This window comes from Streptomyces olivoverticillatus (assembly GCF_014203555.1).
Lineage (GTDB): Bacteria > Actinomycetota > Actinomycetes > Streptomycetales > Streptomycetaceae > Streptomyces > Streptomyces olivoverticillatus.
Genome location: NZ_JACHJH010000006.1, coordinates 53,502 through 70,594 on the forward strand (window position 1 = coordinate 53,502; position 17,093 = coordinate 70,594).

Sequence of the window (17,093 nt, forward strand, 5' to 3'; positions counted from 1 at the left end):
AGCGCACCGACCGGCGCGCGCCGGTGGTTCAGGCGCCGGGCGAGGACTTCCTGGACCGCAGCGCCGAGCACGTCAGCGTGACGACCGTCCCGGCCACGGCCCAGGCGGAGAGCACCAGCAGCGGGCCGGTCAGGGCGTTGCCCCGGAAGTATGCGATGGAGCGGGCGGACCAGGTGCCCGCCCCCGGTGGCAGGGCCGGCCCGATGGTGCGCCAGAAGGGCGGCAGCAGCGGATAGGGATAGGCGCCGCCCGCGCTGGGGTTGCCGAGCACGACGACGAGCGCGATGGCCAGCCCGATGCCCACAATGCCCGCGAGCCCCTGGAAGGCCAGGGTGATGGCGCCGACGGCGAAGACCACCAGCGCGCCCAGCCCCCACAGGCAGGGGATGCTGCCGGGCAGGGCGTCGAGCGCGGGGCCCGCGATGACGGCGCCGAGCAGGCCGGAGCCGAGGGCGTAGAGGGCGATCGCGCCGAGCCGGATGACGGCCCGGTGGAGATTGGCGGGGCGGGCCCCGGCGCTGACGGCGAGGATCGCGGCACACAGATAGCCGCCCACGCACCACCCCACGACCAGGTAGAACGAGGTCAGGCCCCGGGCGTCGCCCCGGGCCGCCGGAGCGACGTCGCGCACCTTCACGCTGCGCTGCTGCGACTTCTCGACCTTGGTCACCACCGTCTCCGTGGCCTGGGCGAGCGAGGCGCCGGAGCCGCCCGCGACGAGCAGGGTGTCGGTGGTGCCGCGCGGGTCGACGATCAGCGCGGCGTCCAGGTCGCGTTCGCGGATCCGGCGGACGGCGTCCGCCTCGCCCCGGACCACGCGCGGGTCCAGCGGGTCGCCGGGCAGTGCGCCGAGCTTGCCGGCCAGCTCCGCGCTGATCTGCTGCGGGGCCACGACGCCCAGCGGGATCTCCTTCGGCCTGGGGCTGTGGAAGGCCCCGATGTAGGAGGCGATGAACGCGAGCTGGAGCACCAGGGCGCCGAGCACCAGTGCCGCCGCGCGGCCGGTCACCGCCTGCCGGACCTCTTCGACGAAACGGGCGGAGCCGCCGGGGGTGAGGACCATGCCCCGAGCCTGCGCGCGCCGGTGGGGCGGCGCAGGTCGTGCGGGCCGTTCGAGGGACGGCGTGCGCGCGAGCGCTCGTACGGGTTCGCACAGACATTCGTACGAACGTTCGAGAAGTGGTCTATGGTGGGGGGAAGAGGAAGGGCTGTTTTCGGCCAGGAAATGTCGGACGGACGAGCCGACCAGGAGGTGGGGAAGCGGCAGGAGGCGCGATGGCAGGCTTCACGCATCTGCACACCGCGTCGGGGTTCTCGGCGCGGTACGGCGCCACCCACCCGGAACGGCTGGCCGAGCGGGCGGCCGAGCGCGGCCTGGACGCCCTCGCCCTCACCGACCGCGACAGCCTCGCCGGCACCGTCCGCTTCGCCCGGGCCGCCGCCAGGGCCGGGGTGCGCCCGCTGTTCGGCGTCGACCTGGCCGTACGGGACCCCGAGCCCGAGCCCGGGCCGGCCGTGCGCAGGCGGACCCCCGTGCGCGGCGGGGCCTTCGTCGACGAATCGGCGCCCCGCGCGGTCTTCCTCGCCCGCGACGGCGCGTACGGCTGGGCCGCGCTGTGCGCCCTGGTCTCCGCCGCACACGCCGGAGGCACCGAGCGCCCCGAGCTGCGCCACGCGGACCTGGCGGGCGCCGCGGCCGGGCTGCGCGCCCCGCTGACCGTCCTGCTCGGCCCCGGCTCCGAGGTCGGCCGCGCCCTCGCCGCGGGCCGCCCCGACCGGGCGGCACGGCTGCTCGCGCCCTGGCGCGAACTGTTCGGTGACGGCCTGCGGTTGGAGGCCGTCTGGCACGGCCGCACCGGCACCGGCCCCGGCTCCCTGCGGCTGGCCGCCCGCACCGTCGGCTTCGCCGCCGAACACGGCGTACGGGCCGTGCTGACCAACGCCGTGCGCTACGCCGACCCCGGGCAGGGCCCCGTCGCCGACGTCCTCGACGCGGCGCGGCTGCTGGTGCCCGTCGACCCCCGCAGGCCCGAGGCCCTCGACGGCGGGGAGCGCTGGCTGAAAGGCGCGTCCGCCATGGCGGACGCCGCCGAGCGGATCGCCGAGGCCGCGGGGGAGCGCCGCGAAGGAGCGCACCGGCTGCTGACCACGACGGAGGAGACCGCCGCCGAGTGCCTCGTCGACCCCGAGGGCGACCTGGGGCTGGGCACCGTCCACTTCCCTGAGCCGCACCTGGTGGGGGCCGGGCGGCGCACCGCCGCGCGCGTGCTGCGCTCCCGCTGCGCCGCGGCCATGGTGCTGCGCGGCTACGACCGCGACCGCCGCCACTGGGACCGGCTGGAGGAGGAGCTGGCCGTCATCGAGGCGCGGGGCTTCCCCTCGTACTTCCTCACCGTCGCGCAGATCGTCGACGACACCCGGGCGCTCGGCATCCGGGTCGCCGCCCGCGGCTCCGGCGCGGGCTCGCTCGTCAACCACCTGCTCGGCATCGCGCACGCCGACCCCGTCGCGCACGGCCTGCTCATGGAGCGCTTCCTGTCGGTGCGCCGGGCCGCGCTGCCCGACATCGACATCGACGTGGAGTCCGCGCGCCGCCTGGACGTCTACCGCGCGATCTTCGACCGCTTCGGCGAGGAGCGCGTCGCCACCGTCTCCATGCCCGAGACCTACCGGGTGCGGCACGCGGTGCGGGACGTGGGCGCGGCCCTGGGCATGGAGCCGGCCGAGGTCGACCGGCTCGCCAAGGCCTTCCCGCACATCCGGGCCAAGGACGCCCGCGCGGCGCTCGCCGAACTGCCCGAGCTGCGCGGCGTCGCCGCCGGCCGGTACGGCGCGGGGCACCGGATGTGGGAGCTGGTGGAGGCGCTGGACGGACTGCCGCGCGGGATCGCCATGCACCCGTGCGGGGTGCTGCTGTCGGACGCCTCGCTGCGGGCCCGCACCCCCGTCGTGCCCACCAGCGGCGCGGGGTTCGCGATGTCGCAGTTCGACAAGGACGACGTGGAGGAGCTCGGGCTGCTCAAGCTCGACGTGCTGGGGGTGCGGATGCAGTCCGCGATGGCGCACGCCACCGCCGAGCTGGCACGGGCCACCGGGCGCCGCATCGATCTGGACGACCCGGCGCAGGTGCCGCCGGGCGACCGGCGGACGTACGAGCTGATCCGCTCCGCCGAGACGCTGGGCTGCTTCCAGATCGAGTCGCCCGGCCAGCGCGATCTGATCGGCCGGCTCCAGCCCGAGGACTTCCACGACCTCGTGGTCGACATCTCGCTGTTCCGGCCGGGCCCGGTCGCGGCCGACATGGTGCGGCCCTTCATCGCCGCCCGGCACGGCCGCGCCCCCGCCCGCTACCCGCACCCGGACCTGGAGGAGACGCTGCGCGAGACCTATGGCGTGGTGGTCTTCCACGAGCAGATCATCGAGATCCTGCGCATCATGACCGGCTGCGACCGGGCCTACGCGGACGAGACGCGCCGCGCCCTGTCCGATCCCGAGCTGATCGGCCGGGTGCGCGCCTGGTTCGCGGCGGCGGCGCGCCGCAAGGGCTACTCGTCCGAGGTGGCCCGGCGCACCTGGGAGATCGTCGAGGCGTTCGGTTCGTACGGCTTCTGCAAGGCGCACGCCGTGGCCTTCGCCGTGCCGACCTACCAGTCGGCCTGGCTCAAGGCGCACCACCCGGCCGCCTTCTACGCGGGCCTGCTCACCCACGACCCGGGGATGTACCCCAAGCGGCTGCTGCTCGCGGACGCCCGGCGGCGCGGGGTGCCGATCCTGCCGCTGGACGTGAACCGCTCGGGCGCCGCCTATTCGATCGAACTGGTGTCCGGTGATTTCGGCATCCGCCTGGCGCTCTCCGAAGTGCACGGCATCTCCGAGGCCGAAACCCACCGCATCGTGGCCGGCCGCCCCTACACCTCGCTGGTGGACCTGTGGCAACGCGCCCGCCCCGGGCGGCCCGTGGCCGAACGGCTCGCGCGGGTGGGGGCGCTGGACGCGTTCGGCACCAACCGCCGCGACCTGCTGCTGCACATCGCGGAACTGCACCGGCACCGGCGCGGCGACGCCGCCCAGCCCACCCTGGTCGACAGCGCGCAGGCCGAGCCCATCGGCCTGCCCGACCTCGACGCGGAGGAGCGGCTCGGCGCGGAGCTGAGCGTGCTCGGCATGGACGCATCGCGCCATCTGATGTCCCGGCACCGGGACTTCCTGCAGGAGCTGGGCGCCATGCCCGCCCGGCTGCTGCGCGATGCGCGCCACGGCGAGACCGTGCTGGTCGCCGGCGCCAAGGCCGCCACCCAGACCCCGCCCGTCCGCTCGGGCAAGCGGGTCATCTTCACCACGCTCGACGACGGCACGGGCCTGGTGGACTGCGCCTTCTTCGACGACAGCCACGCGGCGTGCGCACACACCGTCTTCCACTCCTGGCTGCTGCTCGTGCGCGGCGTGGTCCAGCGCCGCGGCCCGCGCAGCCTGAGCGTCGTGGGCGCCGCGGCCTGGGACCTCGCGGAGCTCGCCGCCCTCCGCGCCGAAGGCGGCCTGGACGCGGTGGCCGCACTGCTGGCCGCAGGCGGTGCAGCGGGCGCCGGCGCCGCACCGTCGCAGCGCCGCATCCGGCTGTCCACCGGCTACGCCCTGCACCCCTGGTCCGACCTCCGGCCCGCGGGCGAGGGCGCGGCCACCGGCCGCAAGCTGTGGCACGCGAGCCCGGGGAGCGCGGGATGAGCGCGGGCGAGGGCCGCCACCTCGCCGCCGTGCCGGACCGCCCCCCGGCGGCGGGCGTGCTCTACGTGCACTTCCACCCCGTGGCCGGCCCGGCCCTGACCGAGGACACCTACGACGGGCTGCTCGCCCTGCTCGCCGAGGTGACGCCCGTCGTCCAGGCGCTGCCGCCCGACGCCGCGCTGCTGGACGTGCGGGGCGCGGTGCGGTACTTCGGGCACGACCCGGCGGAACTGGCCGCGCTGCTGCGGGTGCGGGCCCTCGCCCGGTACGGGGCCGACTGCACGGTCGGCATCGCGGGCAACCCCATGCTCGCGCGGATGACCGCACACGACGGGCCGCCGGGGTCGGTCCGCACGCTCCCGGACGACGCGCAGGCCGTGGCCGCGTTCCTGGCCCGCAAGCCCGCCGCCGCCCTGTACGGGGTGGGGCCCGCCACCGCCCGTACGCTGTGCGCCTACGGGCTCGACAGCGTCGGCCGGATCGCCGAGGCGCCGCTGTCCGCGCTCCAGCGCGTCCTCGGTGCGGCCGCCGGGCGCCGGATCCACGAACGGGCCCGCGGCATCGACCCGACGCCCGTCACCCCGGACGCCCGCGTCCGCTCCATGGGGTCCGAACACCGCTTCGGCAGCGACGAACTGGACCCGCACCGGCGCCGCCGCGCGCTGCTCGCGCTCGCCGACGGGCTGGGGCTCCGGCTGCGGCAGAGCGGTCAGGTAGCACGCGGTCTGAAGCTCACCGTCCGCTATGCCGACGGCTCCTCGACCACTCGTTCCCGGACTTTCCCAGAACCGACCGCGCATACCCCCGAACTGACCGCCGCCGCCTATGCGCTGCACGCCGCGCTCGGCCTGCAGCGGGCCCGGGTGCGGGCCGTGGCGCTGCGCGCCGAAGGGCTGTGCGACGCCCAACTCGTCGCGCACCAGCTTTCTTTCGACCCGGAGGACGAGAAGGCGCGCCGGGTGGAGGCGGCCGTGGACCGGGCCCGGGCGCGCTTCGGGATGGCGGCGGTCGGCCTCGCCTCGGCACACCACGTGGCCTGAGCGCGTCCCTGTTTCTGCGGGGCGGTGGCTTGTTCTGTTCGCAAAGATGCGTGCCGCTTTCCTTGACGGCGGCATGACCAGCGCGCACCCTACTCGCACGTAAGTTGACGCGCTATCAGCGAACCGGTGGTAAGGGTGTCCCCGTTCGCCCTAGCGTTTCTCCCCCCCCACCTGCGAGGAGTTCATGTGAAGCTGCCCTGGAGACCCCTGCGTGCCCTCCTGCCTGCCCTTGCCCTGGCACTCACCGTAGCCGCCGTCCCGCAGACCGCCACCGCCGCGCCCGCCCACGCCGAGACTGTCAGCAGTGGCTGGAACGACTACTCCTGCAAGCCATCGGCCGCCCACCCCAGGCCCGTCGTCCTCTCCCACGGCACCCTCGGCAACTCCGTCGACAACTGGCTCGCCTTCGCGCCCTACTTGACCAACCGCGGCTACTGCGTCTTCTCCTACGACTACGGGCAGGTGCCCGGCATCCCCTTCTTCCACGGCCTCGGGCCCATCGAGAAGTCGGCCGGGCAGCTCGCCGCCTTCGTCGACAAGGTGCTCGCAGCCACCGGCGCGCCGAAGGTCGACGTGGTCGGGCACTCCCAGGGCGGCATGATGCCGCGCTATTACCTGAAGTTCCTCGGCGGTGCGGACAAGGTCAACTCCCTCATCGCCATGGCCCCCACCAGCCACGGCACCACGCTGTCCGGCCTCACCAAGCTTCTCGACGTCGTCCCCGGCGCCCGCGCCGCGATCTCCGGCCTCACCCCGGGCCTGACCGACCAGGCCCAGGGCTCCGACTTCCTGCGCCGCCTCAACGAGGGCGGTGACACCGTCCCCGGCGTCCACTACACGGTCATCGCGAGCAAGTGGGACGAGATCGCGACGCCCTACCGCTCGCAGTTCCTGACCGGGCCCGACGTGCGCAACGTCCTCGTCCAGGACCTCTGCCCGGTCGACCTCTCCGAGCACGTCGCGCTCGGCACGATCGACCGCGTCGTCTTCCACGAGATCCTCAACTCCCTCGACCCGGCCCACGCCACGCCGACCACCTGCGCTTCCGTCATCGGATAGGGCAGTCCCGCGGCGTGGTCCGCGCCGCGGGAAAACCGGTGGCACCGCGGCCCGCCGTCGGGGAGGCTTCACGGCGTCCCACGACGGCGGGTTGCACAGGTTCGAGGAGCACGACATGAGCAGGACTCTGACGGCAGGCGAGAGCGTGACGGTCAGGCTGGTGAAGGGCGGCCGCACCAAGGTCCGCTACCCGGCGGTCGTCGTCCGCGACGACGGCACGCACGCCGTGGTGCGCGCGCCCTGGGCCGGGGCGGGCTCCCGCGACTTCGGGTTCGTCCGCTTCGAGGAGGGCGACGTGTTCACCGAGCACTACTGGCGCGACCGCTGGTACGCGGTCATGGAGGTGCGGGACGCGGCCGGTGCCCTCAAGGGCTGGTACTGCGACGTCGCCCGCCCGGCCGAGATCGGCGAGGAGGTGGTCGTCGAAGACCTCGACCTCGACCTGTGGCTGTCGGCCGACGCGGCGACCGTCCTGCGCCTGGACGAGGACGAGTTCGACGCCAGCGGCCTCGCCGAGCGCGACCGGGACGCCGCCGCCTCGGCCCGGCGGGCACTGGACGAGCTGGAGGCGCTGGCCCGCGCCGGTGGGTTCGCCGCCCTGCTGGCGGAGCGCGTGGCAGGGTGAGGCCATGAGCGCGAACAACCCCCGTACGCCCGCCCTCGACCTCATCGCCGCCGTGGTGGACCCCGGCAGCTGGCACGGCTGGGACGAACCCGTCGATGTGAGCACCGACGACCCCGGCTACCGCGCCGACCTGCTCGCCGCACGCGAGCGGACCGGCCTGGACGAGTCCGTGGTCACCGGCGAGGGCACGGTCGGCGGCCGCCGAGTGGCCGTGGTGGCCTGCGAATTCCGCTTCCTGGCCGGGTCGATCGGGGTGGCGGCGGGGGAGCGGCTGGTTCGGGCGGTGGAGCGGGCCACGGCCGAGGGCCTGCCGCTGCTGGCGGCGCCCGCCTCGGGCGGCACGCGGATGCAGGAAGGCACGATCGCCTTCCTGCAGATGGTCAAGGTCACCGCCGCGATCGCCGACCACAAGGCCGCGGGCCTGCCGTACCTGGTCTATTTGCGCCACCCCACGACGGGAGGCGTCCTCGCCTCCTGGGGCTCCCTGGGGCACCTCACGGCCGCCGAACCGGGAGCCCTCATCGGCTTCCTGGGTCCGCGCGTCCACGAGGCGCTCTACGGCGAGGAGTTCCCGCAAGGCGTCCAGGTGGCGGAGAACCTGCTGGCCAACGGGCTCGTCGATGCAGTGCTGCCCGCGGCGCGGCTGGGGGAGATCGTGGCGCGGTCGCTGTCGGTCCTGTGCGGCGAGACGGTTCCGGCCGCCGGGGCAGCGGTGGCCGAGGTCGCCGGGGCGCCGGCAATCGCACCGTCCGCCGCCGAATCGATCCGGCGGTCGCGGCTGCCCGGACGGCCCGGTGTACGGGAGTTGCTGGCAGCCGTCGCCGGCGACGTCACACCGCTCAGCGGGACCGGCGCCGGCGAGCGCGACCCGGGGATGCTGCTCGCGCTCGCCCGCGTGGGGGGTGTGCCCTGCGTCGTCCTGGGGCACGACCGCGGCCGGCCCCCCGCATCCGGACGGCACGGGCAGGCGCTCGGGCCAGCCGGACTGCGGGCCGCCCGGCGCGGCATGCGCATCGCCGCCGAGCTGAACCTGCCACTGCTCAGCGTCGTCGACACCGCCGGGGCCGCACTCTCGCGCGAGGCCGAAGAGGGCGGGCTGGCGGGGGAGATCGCCCGCTGCCTCGCCGACCTGGTCACCCTGCCCGCACCCACCCTGTGCCTGCTGCTCGGCCAGGGCGCGGGCGGCGCCGCGCTCGCGCTGCTCCCGGCGGACCGGGTGGTCGCCGCCCGGCACGCATGGCTCTCCCCGCTGCCGCCCGAGGGCGCGTCGGCCATTCTCCACCGCACCACCGACCGGGCCTACGAGGTCGCTGAGCGCCAAGGCGTGCGCTCCGCCGACCTCATGGCCAGCGGCATCGTGGACCGGCTCGTGGAGGAGGACGGCGAGACCGGCCTCCTGCTGACCCTCGGACCGCTGCTGGGCGCGGAGTTGGCCGCTCTGAGGGCGTGCGACCAAGGCGAGCGCCTCGCCGCACGGCGCGCACGCTACCGCCGCCTGGGGAGCGCGAAGTGAGGCACGCACCGGCACTCCCTCGGGGAATTGACAGACTTAGGGTTACCTAACCTAGGGTCGTCCCCGTGGTGCGGCGGTGTCGACACGGCGGAGGGCGAGGGCAAGAGTGGCGGCAGCGTCACCCGCGCAAGCACCCCTCGTCCACCCCGGCCCGAAAGGCGCCTGCCGTGCGGCTGCATCTGCTCGCGCTCAAACCGACCGACTCCGTCACCGAGGGCTTCCTGCCCGCCGCCGCCCGGCTCGGCCTGACGGTCACCCTCCTCACCGACCAGCCCACGGCACACAGACGCGCCTACGAGCGGCACACGGCCCACGGCGGCGCCCCGCTGCCCGCACTGGACGTCGTCCCCTGCGACGTCGGCGACTACCGCGAGGTCATCGACCGGATCGCCGCCCTCGGCCGCCCCGACGCCGTCTTCACCAACAGCGACCACCTCCAGACCCAGGCCGCCCTGGCCGCCGCTTACTTCGGCCTCCGCGGCAAGGACTGGCGGGCCACGTACAACGCCAAGAACAAGGCGCAGCTGCGCCGCGTCCTCGCCGCAGCGGGCCTGGACACCGTCCGCTCCGCCGAGCTGGCGCCGGACGACGACCCGGCCGCCCTCGCCGCGACGGACCTGCCCTTCCCCTGCGTCCTCAAGCCCCGCGAAGGCGTGGCCAGCGAGGACGTCGTCCTGGTCGGCAGCGCGAGCGAACTCGTCGGCCGCTGCCGCGAGATCAGGGCCCGGCGGCCCGGCGCCGCGCTCGTCGCCGAGGAGTACCTCGACGGAGAGCTGCACACCCTGGAGACCCTCGGCGACGGCAGCACCCTGCACACGGTCGCCGCCTTCCGCACCGAGCTCTCCCCGCTGCCGTACTTCACCGAGGAACGCTGCCACCTGCTGCCCGCCCCGCCCCAGCCGCACAGCGCGCAGGTCGTCGCCCAGCTCGAAGCCCTCGGCGTCGGCCTCGGCGCCTGCCACACCGAGTACGTGGCCCAGGGCGACCGGGCCAGGATCATCGAGGTCAACTACCGCGCCGTCGGCGACCACAGCGACCTGGCCCTCGCCGAACTGCTCGGCGTCCCGCTCTTCGAGGACATCCTGCGCACCCACCTGGGCGAGCGGCTGCCCGCCCGCCCAGGTGCGCCCGCCGGCGCCCGGGTACGTATGGAGTACGTGCGCGCCGAGCGCGGCGGCACCCTCAAGGCCGCGCCCGGGGCGAGCGACACCGAGCGCGACGGCGTCCGGCTGGTCTACCGGCCGCTGCGCGCACTCGGCGAGGAACACCCGCTCCACCACTCGAACCGCGACTTCCTGGGCGCGCTGTGGGCCACCGGCACCGACGACGACCGGATGGACCGCGCAGTCGCGGACTTCCTGGCGTCCCGGCGATGGGAGATCGGCTGATGAGCAGGACCACGACCGACACGGCGGAGAACGCGCTCCTGGTCCGGGTCCTGACCACCCTGCTGCGCGAGGACCCCTACGGACTGCGCCGCACCGCCCGCACCGAGCACCGCCCGGACGGCGACTGGCTCCGGCTCCGGGCCGCGGGCGGCACGCTGCTGGTGCCGGTCGCCGCCGACGGCTTCCAGTGCGAGATCCAGGCCCGCGAGGCCCTGCTGGAGACCGCCGACGGCACCCGCCTCACCGGCCTCCGCCCCGTCCTGGACCGGCTCCGCGGGGCCGTGGCCGCCGAGGACCGGCCCGGCTTCGACGCCTTCGCCGCCGAGTGCCGCGAGGCCCTCGCCACCGCCCACCTGCACGACCGGCTGCGCCCGGGCGTCGTCGAACGGCTGGCAGGGACGTACGGGGACACCGTCACCGCCTGGACCGGGCAGCGCGGCGCGCTCGCCTTCGACACCCTCGCCGCCTTCCGCGACCACCCCGTCCACCCCACCGGCCGCGCCAGGTCGGGCCTGGGTGAGGACGAACTGCGGGCCCACGCACCCGAGTTCCACCCCCGCTTCCCGCTGCGCTGGCTCGCCCTCCCGCACACGGCCGTGCGCGGCGAGCGGGCGGAGCTGCCCGCGTGGTGGCCCGCACCCTCGGCCCTCGGCCTGAGCGGGCTGGACGCCACCCACCTCGCCCTGCCCGTCCACCCGCTCACCGCCGCCGGGCCGCTCGCCCCGGCCCTGCGCGCCACCGGACTCGCCGGCCGCGCCCACCTCGCCGAGCAGCCGTGGCTGGAGGTGATCCCCACCCTGTCCACCCGTACGGTCGCGGTCGCGGGCGACCTCGCCACCCACCTCAAACTGCCCCTCACCACCGCCACTCTGGGCCGGCTCAACCGGCGCACCATCAAACCCGGCACGCTCCTCGACGGCGAGGTCTCCCAGCGGCTGCTGGAGGAGATCACCGCCCGCGAGCCGCGCTTCGCCGCCACCGTCCTGCTGGCCGACGAGCGCACCCACCTGGACGCGGACCACGAACTCCTCGCCGCCCTGGTGCGCCGCCACCCACCCGGCCTCCACGAAGCCCACATCGTCCCCGTCGCCGCACTGCTCGCCCGCGCCCCCGACGGCCGTCTCGTCGCCGAAGCCCTCGCCGAGCGCTACTACGGCGGCTGCCTCGCCACCTTCCTCGACGCCTATCTGACGCTGCTGATGGACTGGCACACCACCCTCTTCTCGTACGGCATCGCCCTCGAATCCCACCAGCAGAACACCTCCGTCGTCCTGGACGAGGCCGACGGCCGGCCCCGGCTGCGGCTGCTGCTCAAGGACAACGACGACCCCCGCGTGCACCCCGCCCGGCTCGCGGCCCGGATCGGCCGTGCGACGGACGGCCTGCTCGGCTTCGGCGACCGGCGGATACTCGTCGCCGGGGACGGGCCCGTCGCCGACGTCTTCGCGACCATCACCGTCCACCTGTGCGCCGGCGCCCTCGCCTTCGAGCTGGCCCGGCTCGGCCGGGGCACCCTGGACGGCTGGCTGGCCCAGCTGCGCGACCGGCTCGCCGAAGCCATCGCCCGGCTCGCCCCTGGGCCCGCCGCCGTCCTGCGCGCCCGGGTCCTGGCCGCCCGCCGGCTGCCGGTCAAGGCCATGGTCACGGCCGGCACGCTGCTCACCAAGGAGCGCTCCGGCGCCACCGACATCAACAAGTACTACGTCGACGGCCCCAACTACCTGCTGCCGACGGCCCGGTGACGGCGCACACCGGCCCGCCCCCTCCCCCCTCCGCTGGAGCCGCTGACATGACAACAGGCCCATCCGCCCCCACCTCCCCCCTCGCCGGTCACATCGTCGCCCACACCCTCCTCAACTGCCTGCTCCGCGAGGTCTGCGGCCCGGAGCACCAGACCGCCGTCAGCGACGGGCACCTGCTGCTGCGCCTGCCCCGGTGCGGCGAGCTGCTCCGGGTCCGGCTGCGCCGCACCTCCCTCATCGGCGCCCACCGCTTCACCGGCCCCGTCACCGCACAGCACGGCGGCACCTGGAGCGCACTGCCCTGGCAGGCCCTCGCCGAGTGCATCCACCGTGAACTCGCCCTGCGCACCGGCTTCCGCAACGACGAATTCCTGGACCAGGTGGCCGCCAGCCACGCCGGCGTCGCCGCCGCCCTCGCCACCGCCGGGGCCGGCGACCACCCCGCCGACCCCTACCTGGCCTCCGAACAGTCCCTGCTCTTCGGCCACCGCTTCCACCCCACCCCCAAGGCCCGCACCGGCACTCCCGAGGACTGGCGGCGCTACGCCCCCGAGGCCCGCGCCCGGTTCGCCCTGCGCCATCTGGCCGTGCGCCGCAGGTACGTACGCCAGGAGGCCGCCGCCCCCGGCGCCCCGGCCGCCTTCGAGCGGCAGGGCGGCGTGCCCGACGGCTACGTCCTGCTGCCCGCCCACCCCTGGCAGTACGGCATGCTGCGCGACCACCCCGCCCTGCGCGCCGCCGTCGCCCGCCGCGACGTCCTCGACCTCGGCCCGCGCGGCACCCCCTTCGCGCCCACCGCCTCGGTGCGCACCCTCTACGACGGCCGGGACTTCCTGAAGTTCAGCCTCAACGTGCGCATCACCAATTGCCTGCGCAAGAACGCCGAGTACGAGCTGGCCGGCGCGGTCGCCCTGACCCGGCTGCTCGCCCCCGCCGCCGCCGACCTCGCCGCCCGCTTCCCCGGCACCGCGCTGCTGGGCGAACCCGCCTACCGCACCCTCGACCTCGGCAGCCGCGACCTCGCCGAAGGCTTCGGCGTCATCGCCCGCGACGGCCTCGGCGCCCACCTCGCGCCGGGCCTGACCGCCCTGCTGGCCGCCGCCGTGGCCGACGAGTACCCCAGCTGCGGCGCCCAGCTGGGCCGGCTGCTGGACGGCCGCAGCCAGGCCGAGGCCCTCGCCTGGTGGGACGCCTACCTGCGGCTGCTGATCCCCCCGGTGCTGGCCGCCTACTTCGACCACGGCGTGGTCCTCGAACCCCACCTGCAGAACGTCGTCATCGGCATCGACGACCGGGGCAGCCCCCTCCAGGTTGTCTTCCGCGACCTGGAGGGCACCAAGCTGCTCACCGGCCACCCCGGCCTCGCGGGCCTCGACGAGATGGTCGCCCGCCCCATGACGTACGGCCGCGAACGCGGCTGGGACCGCGTCGTCTACTGCCTCCTCGTCAACCACGTCGCCGAGATGCTCGCCGCCCTCGCCGACCGGCACCCGCGCCTGGAAGGCGCCTTGTGGTCCGCCGTCCGCCGCGTCCTCGCCGACCGCGCCGCCGCGCACGGCCAACCGCCTCTGTTGCGGGCCCTGGTCGCGGGCGTGCCGCTGCCCGCCAAGGCGAACCTGATCACTCGCTGGCAGCGCCTGGCCGACCGGGACGCCGGGTACGTCCGGATCGGCTCGCCCCTGGTGCCCGACGTGCTGAGCGCCCTGCGGGTACTGCCGGAAGCCGGCACCCGCGCGGCCGGGGGTGACGGTCCGCCCGTACCGCCGCGCCGGCCTTTGGAGACCACCCCGTGATCACCCCCCGCGCTGCCGGCCACGCCGCCCACCTGGCTGCCGATCAACTGCCCGCCTACGTCTACGACCTGGCCGACCTGGCCGACAGCGCCCGAGCCGTGCGGGCCGCCCTGCCCGAGCGGGCCGAGCTGTACTACGCGGCCAAGGCCAACCCCGCCGCCGAGATCCTCCGCACGCTCGCCCCGCACGTCAGCGGCTACGAGACGGCCTCCGGCGGCGAGCTCGCGCACGTCCGCGAGGCCGTACCCGGCATGCCACTAGCCTTCGGTGGCCCCGGCAAGACCGAGGCAGAACTCCGGCTCGCCCTGGACCTGGGCGTCGAGCGCTTCCACGTGGAGAGCGAGCAGGAGCTGCGGCTGCTCGCGGACCTCGCCGACGAACGGCCCGGCGGCGCACCGGCCGACATCCTGCTGCGCGTCAACCTGCCCGCCGTCGATGCCGAGACGAGCGGAGCGGCGCTCGCCATGGGCGGCCGGCCCAGCCCCTTCGGCCTCGACCCGCGGAGCGCCGAAGCCTGCCTGCCGCTGCTGCGCGGGCGCCGGCTGCGGCTGCGCGGCATCCACGCCCACCTGGCCAGCGGCCTCGGCCCCGAGGCCCAGCTGGCCGTCGCGGCCCGCGTCACCGACTGGGCGCGGGACCTCGCCGGCCGGCACCGCCTCCAGGTGACCGAGGTCGACGTGGGCGGCGGCATGGCCGTCGACTACGCCCGGCCGGGCGCCCGCTTCGACTGGCAGACCTACGGCCGGGGCCTGCGCGAACTGACCGCCAAGCACCCCGACTTCACCCTGCGCGTGGAGCCGGGCCGGGCGCTGACCGCCTACTGCGGCTGGTACGTCACCGAGGTCCTCGACCTCAAGCACACCCACGGCGAGGCCTTCGCCGTCCTGCGCGGCGGCACGCACCACCTGCGCACCCCCGCCGCCAAGGGCCACGACCACCCCTTCACCGTGCTGCCCGTCGACGACTGGGCCCAGCCCTGGCTGCGCCCGGCGGCCCTCGGCGAACCGGTGACCCTCAGCGGGCAACTGTGCACGCCCAAGGACGTCTTCGCGCGGCGGGTGCCCGTCGCACGGCTGCGGGCGGGGGACCGGGTCGCCTTCGCGATGGCCGGTGCGTACGCCTGGAACATCTCGCACCACGACTTCCTGATGCACCCGCCGCCCACGTTCCACTTTTTGTCATAAGCAGGGGCTGTCATGAGTGGGGCCTGTCATGAGTCCCGGGCGAAAGGTTTTACCGTAAATAGATGGTGTCTGCATCTATGTCGGCGTAGCGTCGTCCGCCAGCGGGGGGCAGTGCCATGCTCCGGAACCCACCGGGGCGGCCAACCGAAAGGGGACACCGCCAACCATGTGCGGCATCACCGGATGGATCTCCTACGACCACGACCTCACCACCGAGCGCGACACGCTCGACGCGATGACCGCGACCATGGCCTGCCGCGGGCCGGACGCATCCGGCATATGGCTGGACACCCACGCAGCCCTGGGCCACCGCCGCCTCGCCGTCATCGACCTCGAAGGCGGCACACAGCCCATGCTCGTCGAACGCGACGGGCGCACCCTGCTCGCCGTCACCTACAGCGGCGAGGTCTACAACTACCGCGAACTGCGCCGCGAACTGCTCGCCCGCGGCCACGCCTTCCGCACCAGCAGCGACACCGAGGTCGTGCTCCACGCCTACCTCGAATGGGGCGAGGCCTTCACCGAGCACCTCAACGGCATGTACGCCTTCGCCCTGTGGGACCCGCGCCGCGAGGAACTCCTCCTCGTCCGCGACCGCATGGGCATCAAGCCGCTCTACTACCACCCCACCCCCGACGGCGTGGTCTTCGGCTCCGAGCCCAAGGCCATCCTCGCCCACCCCGCCGTGCGGCCCGCCGTCGACGCCGAGGGCCTCGCCGAGATCACGGCCTTCACCAAGACCCCCGGCCACGCCGTCTACCGCGGCATGCACGAGCTGCGCCCCGGCCACACCGCACGGGTGCGCCGCGAGGGCCTGACCGTCCGCCGCTACTGGGGACTCGAGGCACGCGAGCACACCGACGACACCGCCACCACCGTCCGGCGGGTGCGCGAGCTGCTCGACGACATCGTGGCCCGCCAGCTCATCGCCGACGTCCCGCTGTGCACCCTGCTCTCCGGCGGCCTCGACTCCTCCGCCATCACCGCGCTCTCCGCCTTAGGGCTGGCCGAGGCCGGCCGCGGTCCGGTGCGCTCCTTCTCGGTGGACTTCACCGGCCACACCGAGAACTTCAAGGCCGACAGCCTGCGGCCCACCCCCGACGGTCCCTACGCGCACGCCCTCGCCGAGCACGTGGGATCCGACCACGCCGACATCGTCCTCGACACCGCCGCCCTGATGGACCGCGCCCACCGCGACGCGGTGCTCACCGCCCGCGACCTGCCCATCAGCTTCGGCGACGGCGACACCTCGCTCTACCTCCTCTTCAAGGCCATCCGCGAACACTCGACCGTGGCCCTGTCCGGGGAGTCCGCCGACGAGATATTCGGCGGCTACAAATGGTTCCACGACCCGGAATCCGTGCACGCCGACACCTTCCCCTGGCTCGCCGCCGGCGTCTTCGACAACTTCTCCGGTGAAGGGGCCGGCCGCCGCACCGACCTCCTCGACCCGGGCATCCTCGGCAAGCTCGACCTGCCCGGCTACCAGGACGCCCGCTACCGCGAGGCGCTCGCCGAAGTGCCCCGGCTGCCGGGCGAGACGGGCCTGCAACGCCGCATGCGCGAGGTCAGCTACCTGCACCTGACCCGGTTCGTCCAGCTGCTGCTCGACCGCAAGGACCGCGTCAGCATGGCCGTCGGCCTCGAAGTGCGCGTGCCGTTCTGCGACCACCGGCTCGTCGAATACGTCTTCAACACGCCCTGGGCGATGAAGACTTTCGACGGCCGCGAGAAGTCCCTGCTGCGCGCCGCCGTCCGCGACGTCCTCCCGGCGTCCGTCGCCGACCGCGTCAAGAGCCCCTACCCCAGCACCCAGGATCCCCGCTACGCCGCCGCCCTCCGCGCGGAACTGCGGCGCGTCCTCGCCGATACCGACGCACCCGTCCGCCCCCTGCTCGACACCGCCGGCGTGGCCCGGGCGCTGAAGGAGGACACCGGCGAGACCTACCGGACCGGCACCGAACTGGTCCTCGGCCTCAACAGCTGGCTCGCCGCCTACGGCACGGCCCTGGAGCTCTAGCCGCACG

At 74.7% G+C, this 17,093-nt stretch carries 11 protein-coding genes; 10 read left to right on the plus strand and 1 reads right to left on the minus strand.

What is annotated here, in order from left to right; translation table 11 throughout:
- Positions 1–28: 28 nt before the first annotated feature.
- On the minus strand, positions 29–1,063 hold the full coding sequence (locus tag FHS39_RS19720) for a DUF3533 domain-containing protein (RefSeq protein ID WP_184350691.1): 1,035 nt from the start codon (positions 1,061–1,063) through the stop codon (positions 29–31).
- Positions 1,064–1,275: 212 nt separating this feature from the next.
- Between FHS39_RS19720 and FHS39_RS19725 the strand changes: the two genes are divergently transcribed.
- The 10 genes from FHS39_RS19725 to asnB all read left to right on the plus strand — a co-directional run bounded on the left by FHS39_RS19725 (position 1,276) and on the right by asnB (position 17,086).
- Positions 1,276–4,722, plus strand: a complete 3,447-nt coding sequence (locus FHS39_RS19725) for a DNA polymerase III subunit alpha (RefSeq protein ID WP_184350692.1) — start codon at positions 1,276–1,278, stop codon at positions 4,720–4,722.
- On the plus strand, positions 4,719–5,762 hold the full coding sequence (locus FHS39_RS19730) for a DNA polymerase Y family protein (RefSeq protein WP_184350693.1): 1,044 nt from the start codon (positions 4,719–4,721) through the stop codon (positions 5,760–5,762). Before FHS39_RS19725 ends, FHS39_RS19730 begins: the two co-directional genes overlap by 4 nt.
- A gap of 186 nt (positions 5,763–5,948) precedes the next feature.
- Positions 5,949–6,821, plus strand: a complete 873-nt coding sequence (locus FHS39_RS19735) for an alpha/beta fold hydrolase (RefSeq protein ID WP_184350694.1) — start codon at positions 5,949–5,951, stop codon at positions 6,819–6,821.
- Positions 6,822–6,936: 115 nt separating this feature from the next.
- On the plus strand, positions 6,937–7,446 hold the full coding sequence (locus FHS39_RS19740) for a ribonuclease FAU-1 family protein (protein WP_184350695.1): 510 nt from the start codon (positions 6,937–6,939) through the stop codon (positions 7,444–7,446).
- A 4-nt stretch (positions 7,447–7,450) separates the two neighbouring features.
- On the plus strand, positions 7,451–8,959 hold the full coding sequence (locus FHS39_RS19745) for a carboxyl transferase domain-containing protein (protein ID WP_184350696.1): 1,509 nt from the start codon (positions 7,451–7,453) through the stop codon (positions 8,957–8,959).
- A gap of 167 nt (positions 8,960–9,126) precedes the next feature.
- The gene (locus tag FHS39_RS19750) at positions 9,127–10,347 is read left to right on the plus strand and encodes an ATP-grasp domain-containing protein (RefSeq protein WP_184350697.1); all 1,221 of its coding nucleotides are present in this window, start codon (positions 9,127–9,129) and stop codon (positions 10,345–10,347) included.
- Complete coding sequence (locus FHS39_RS19755; protein ID WP_246470367.1) at positions 10,347–12,089, plus strand: IucA/IucC family siderophore biosynthesis protein; 1,743 nt, start codon at positions 10,347–10,349, stop codon at positions 12,087–12,089. Before FHS39_RS19750 ends, FHS39_RS19755 begins: the two co-directional genes overlap by 1 nt.
- Positions 12,090–12,136: 47 nt before the next feature.
- Positions 12,137–13,882: an IucA/IucC family protein gene (locus FHS39_RS19760; RefSeq protein ID WP_184350699.1), complete on the plus strand. Its 1,746-nt coding sequence runs from the start codon at positions 12,137–12,139 to the stop codon at positions 13,880–13,882.
- The gene (locus tag FHS39_RS19765) at positions 13,879–15,066 is read left to right on the plus strand and encodes an alanine racemase (RefSeq protein WP_184350700.1); all 1,188 of its coding nucleotides are present in this window, start codon (positions 13,879–13,881) and stop codon (positions 15,064–15,066) included. The genes FHS39_RS19760 and FHS39_RS19765 overlap by 4 nt, the downstream gene beginning before the upstream one ends.
- Before the next feature lie 166 nt (positions 15,067–15,232).
- A complete protein-coding gene (gene asnB / locus FHS39_RS19770) occupies positions 15,233–17,086 on the plus strand; it encodes an asparagine synthase (glutamine-hydrolyzing) (RefSeq protein ID WP_184350701.1) in 1,854 nt (617 codons plus the stop codon).
- Positions 17,087–17,093 lie beyond the last annotated feature (7 nt).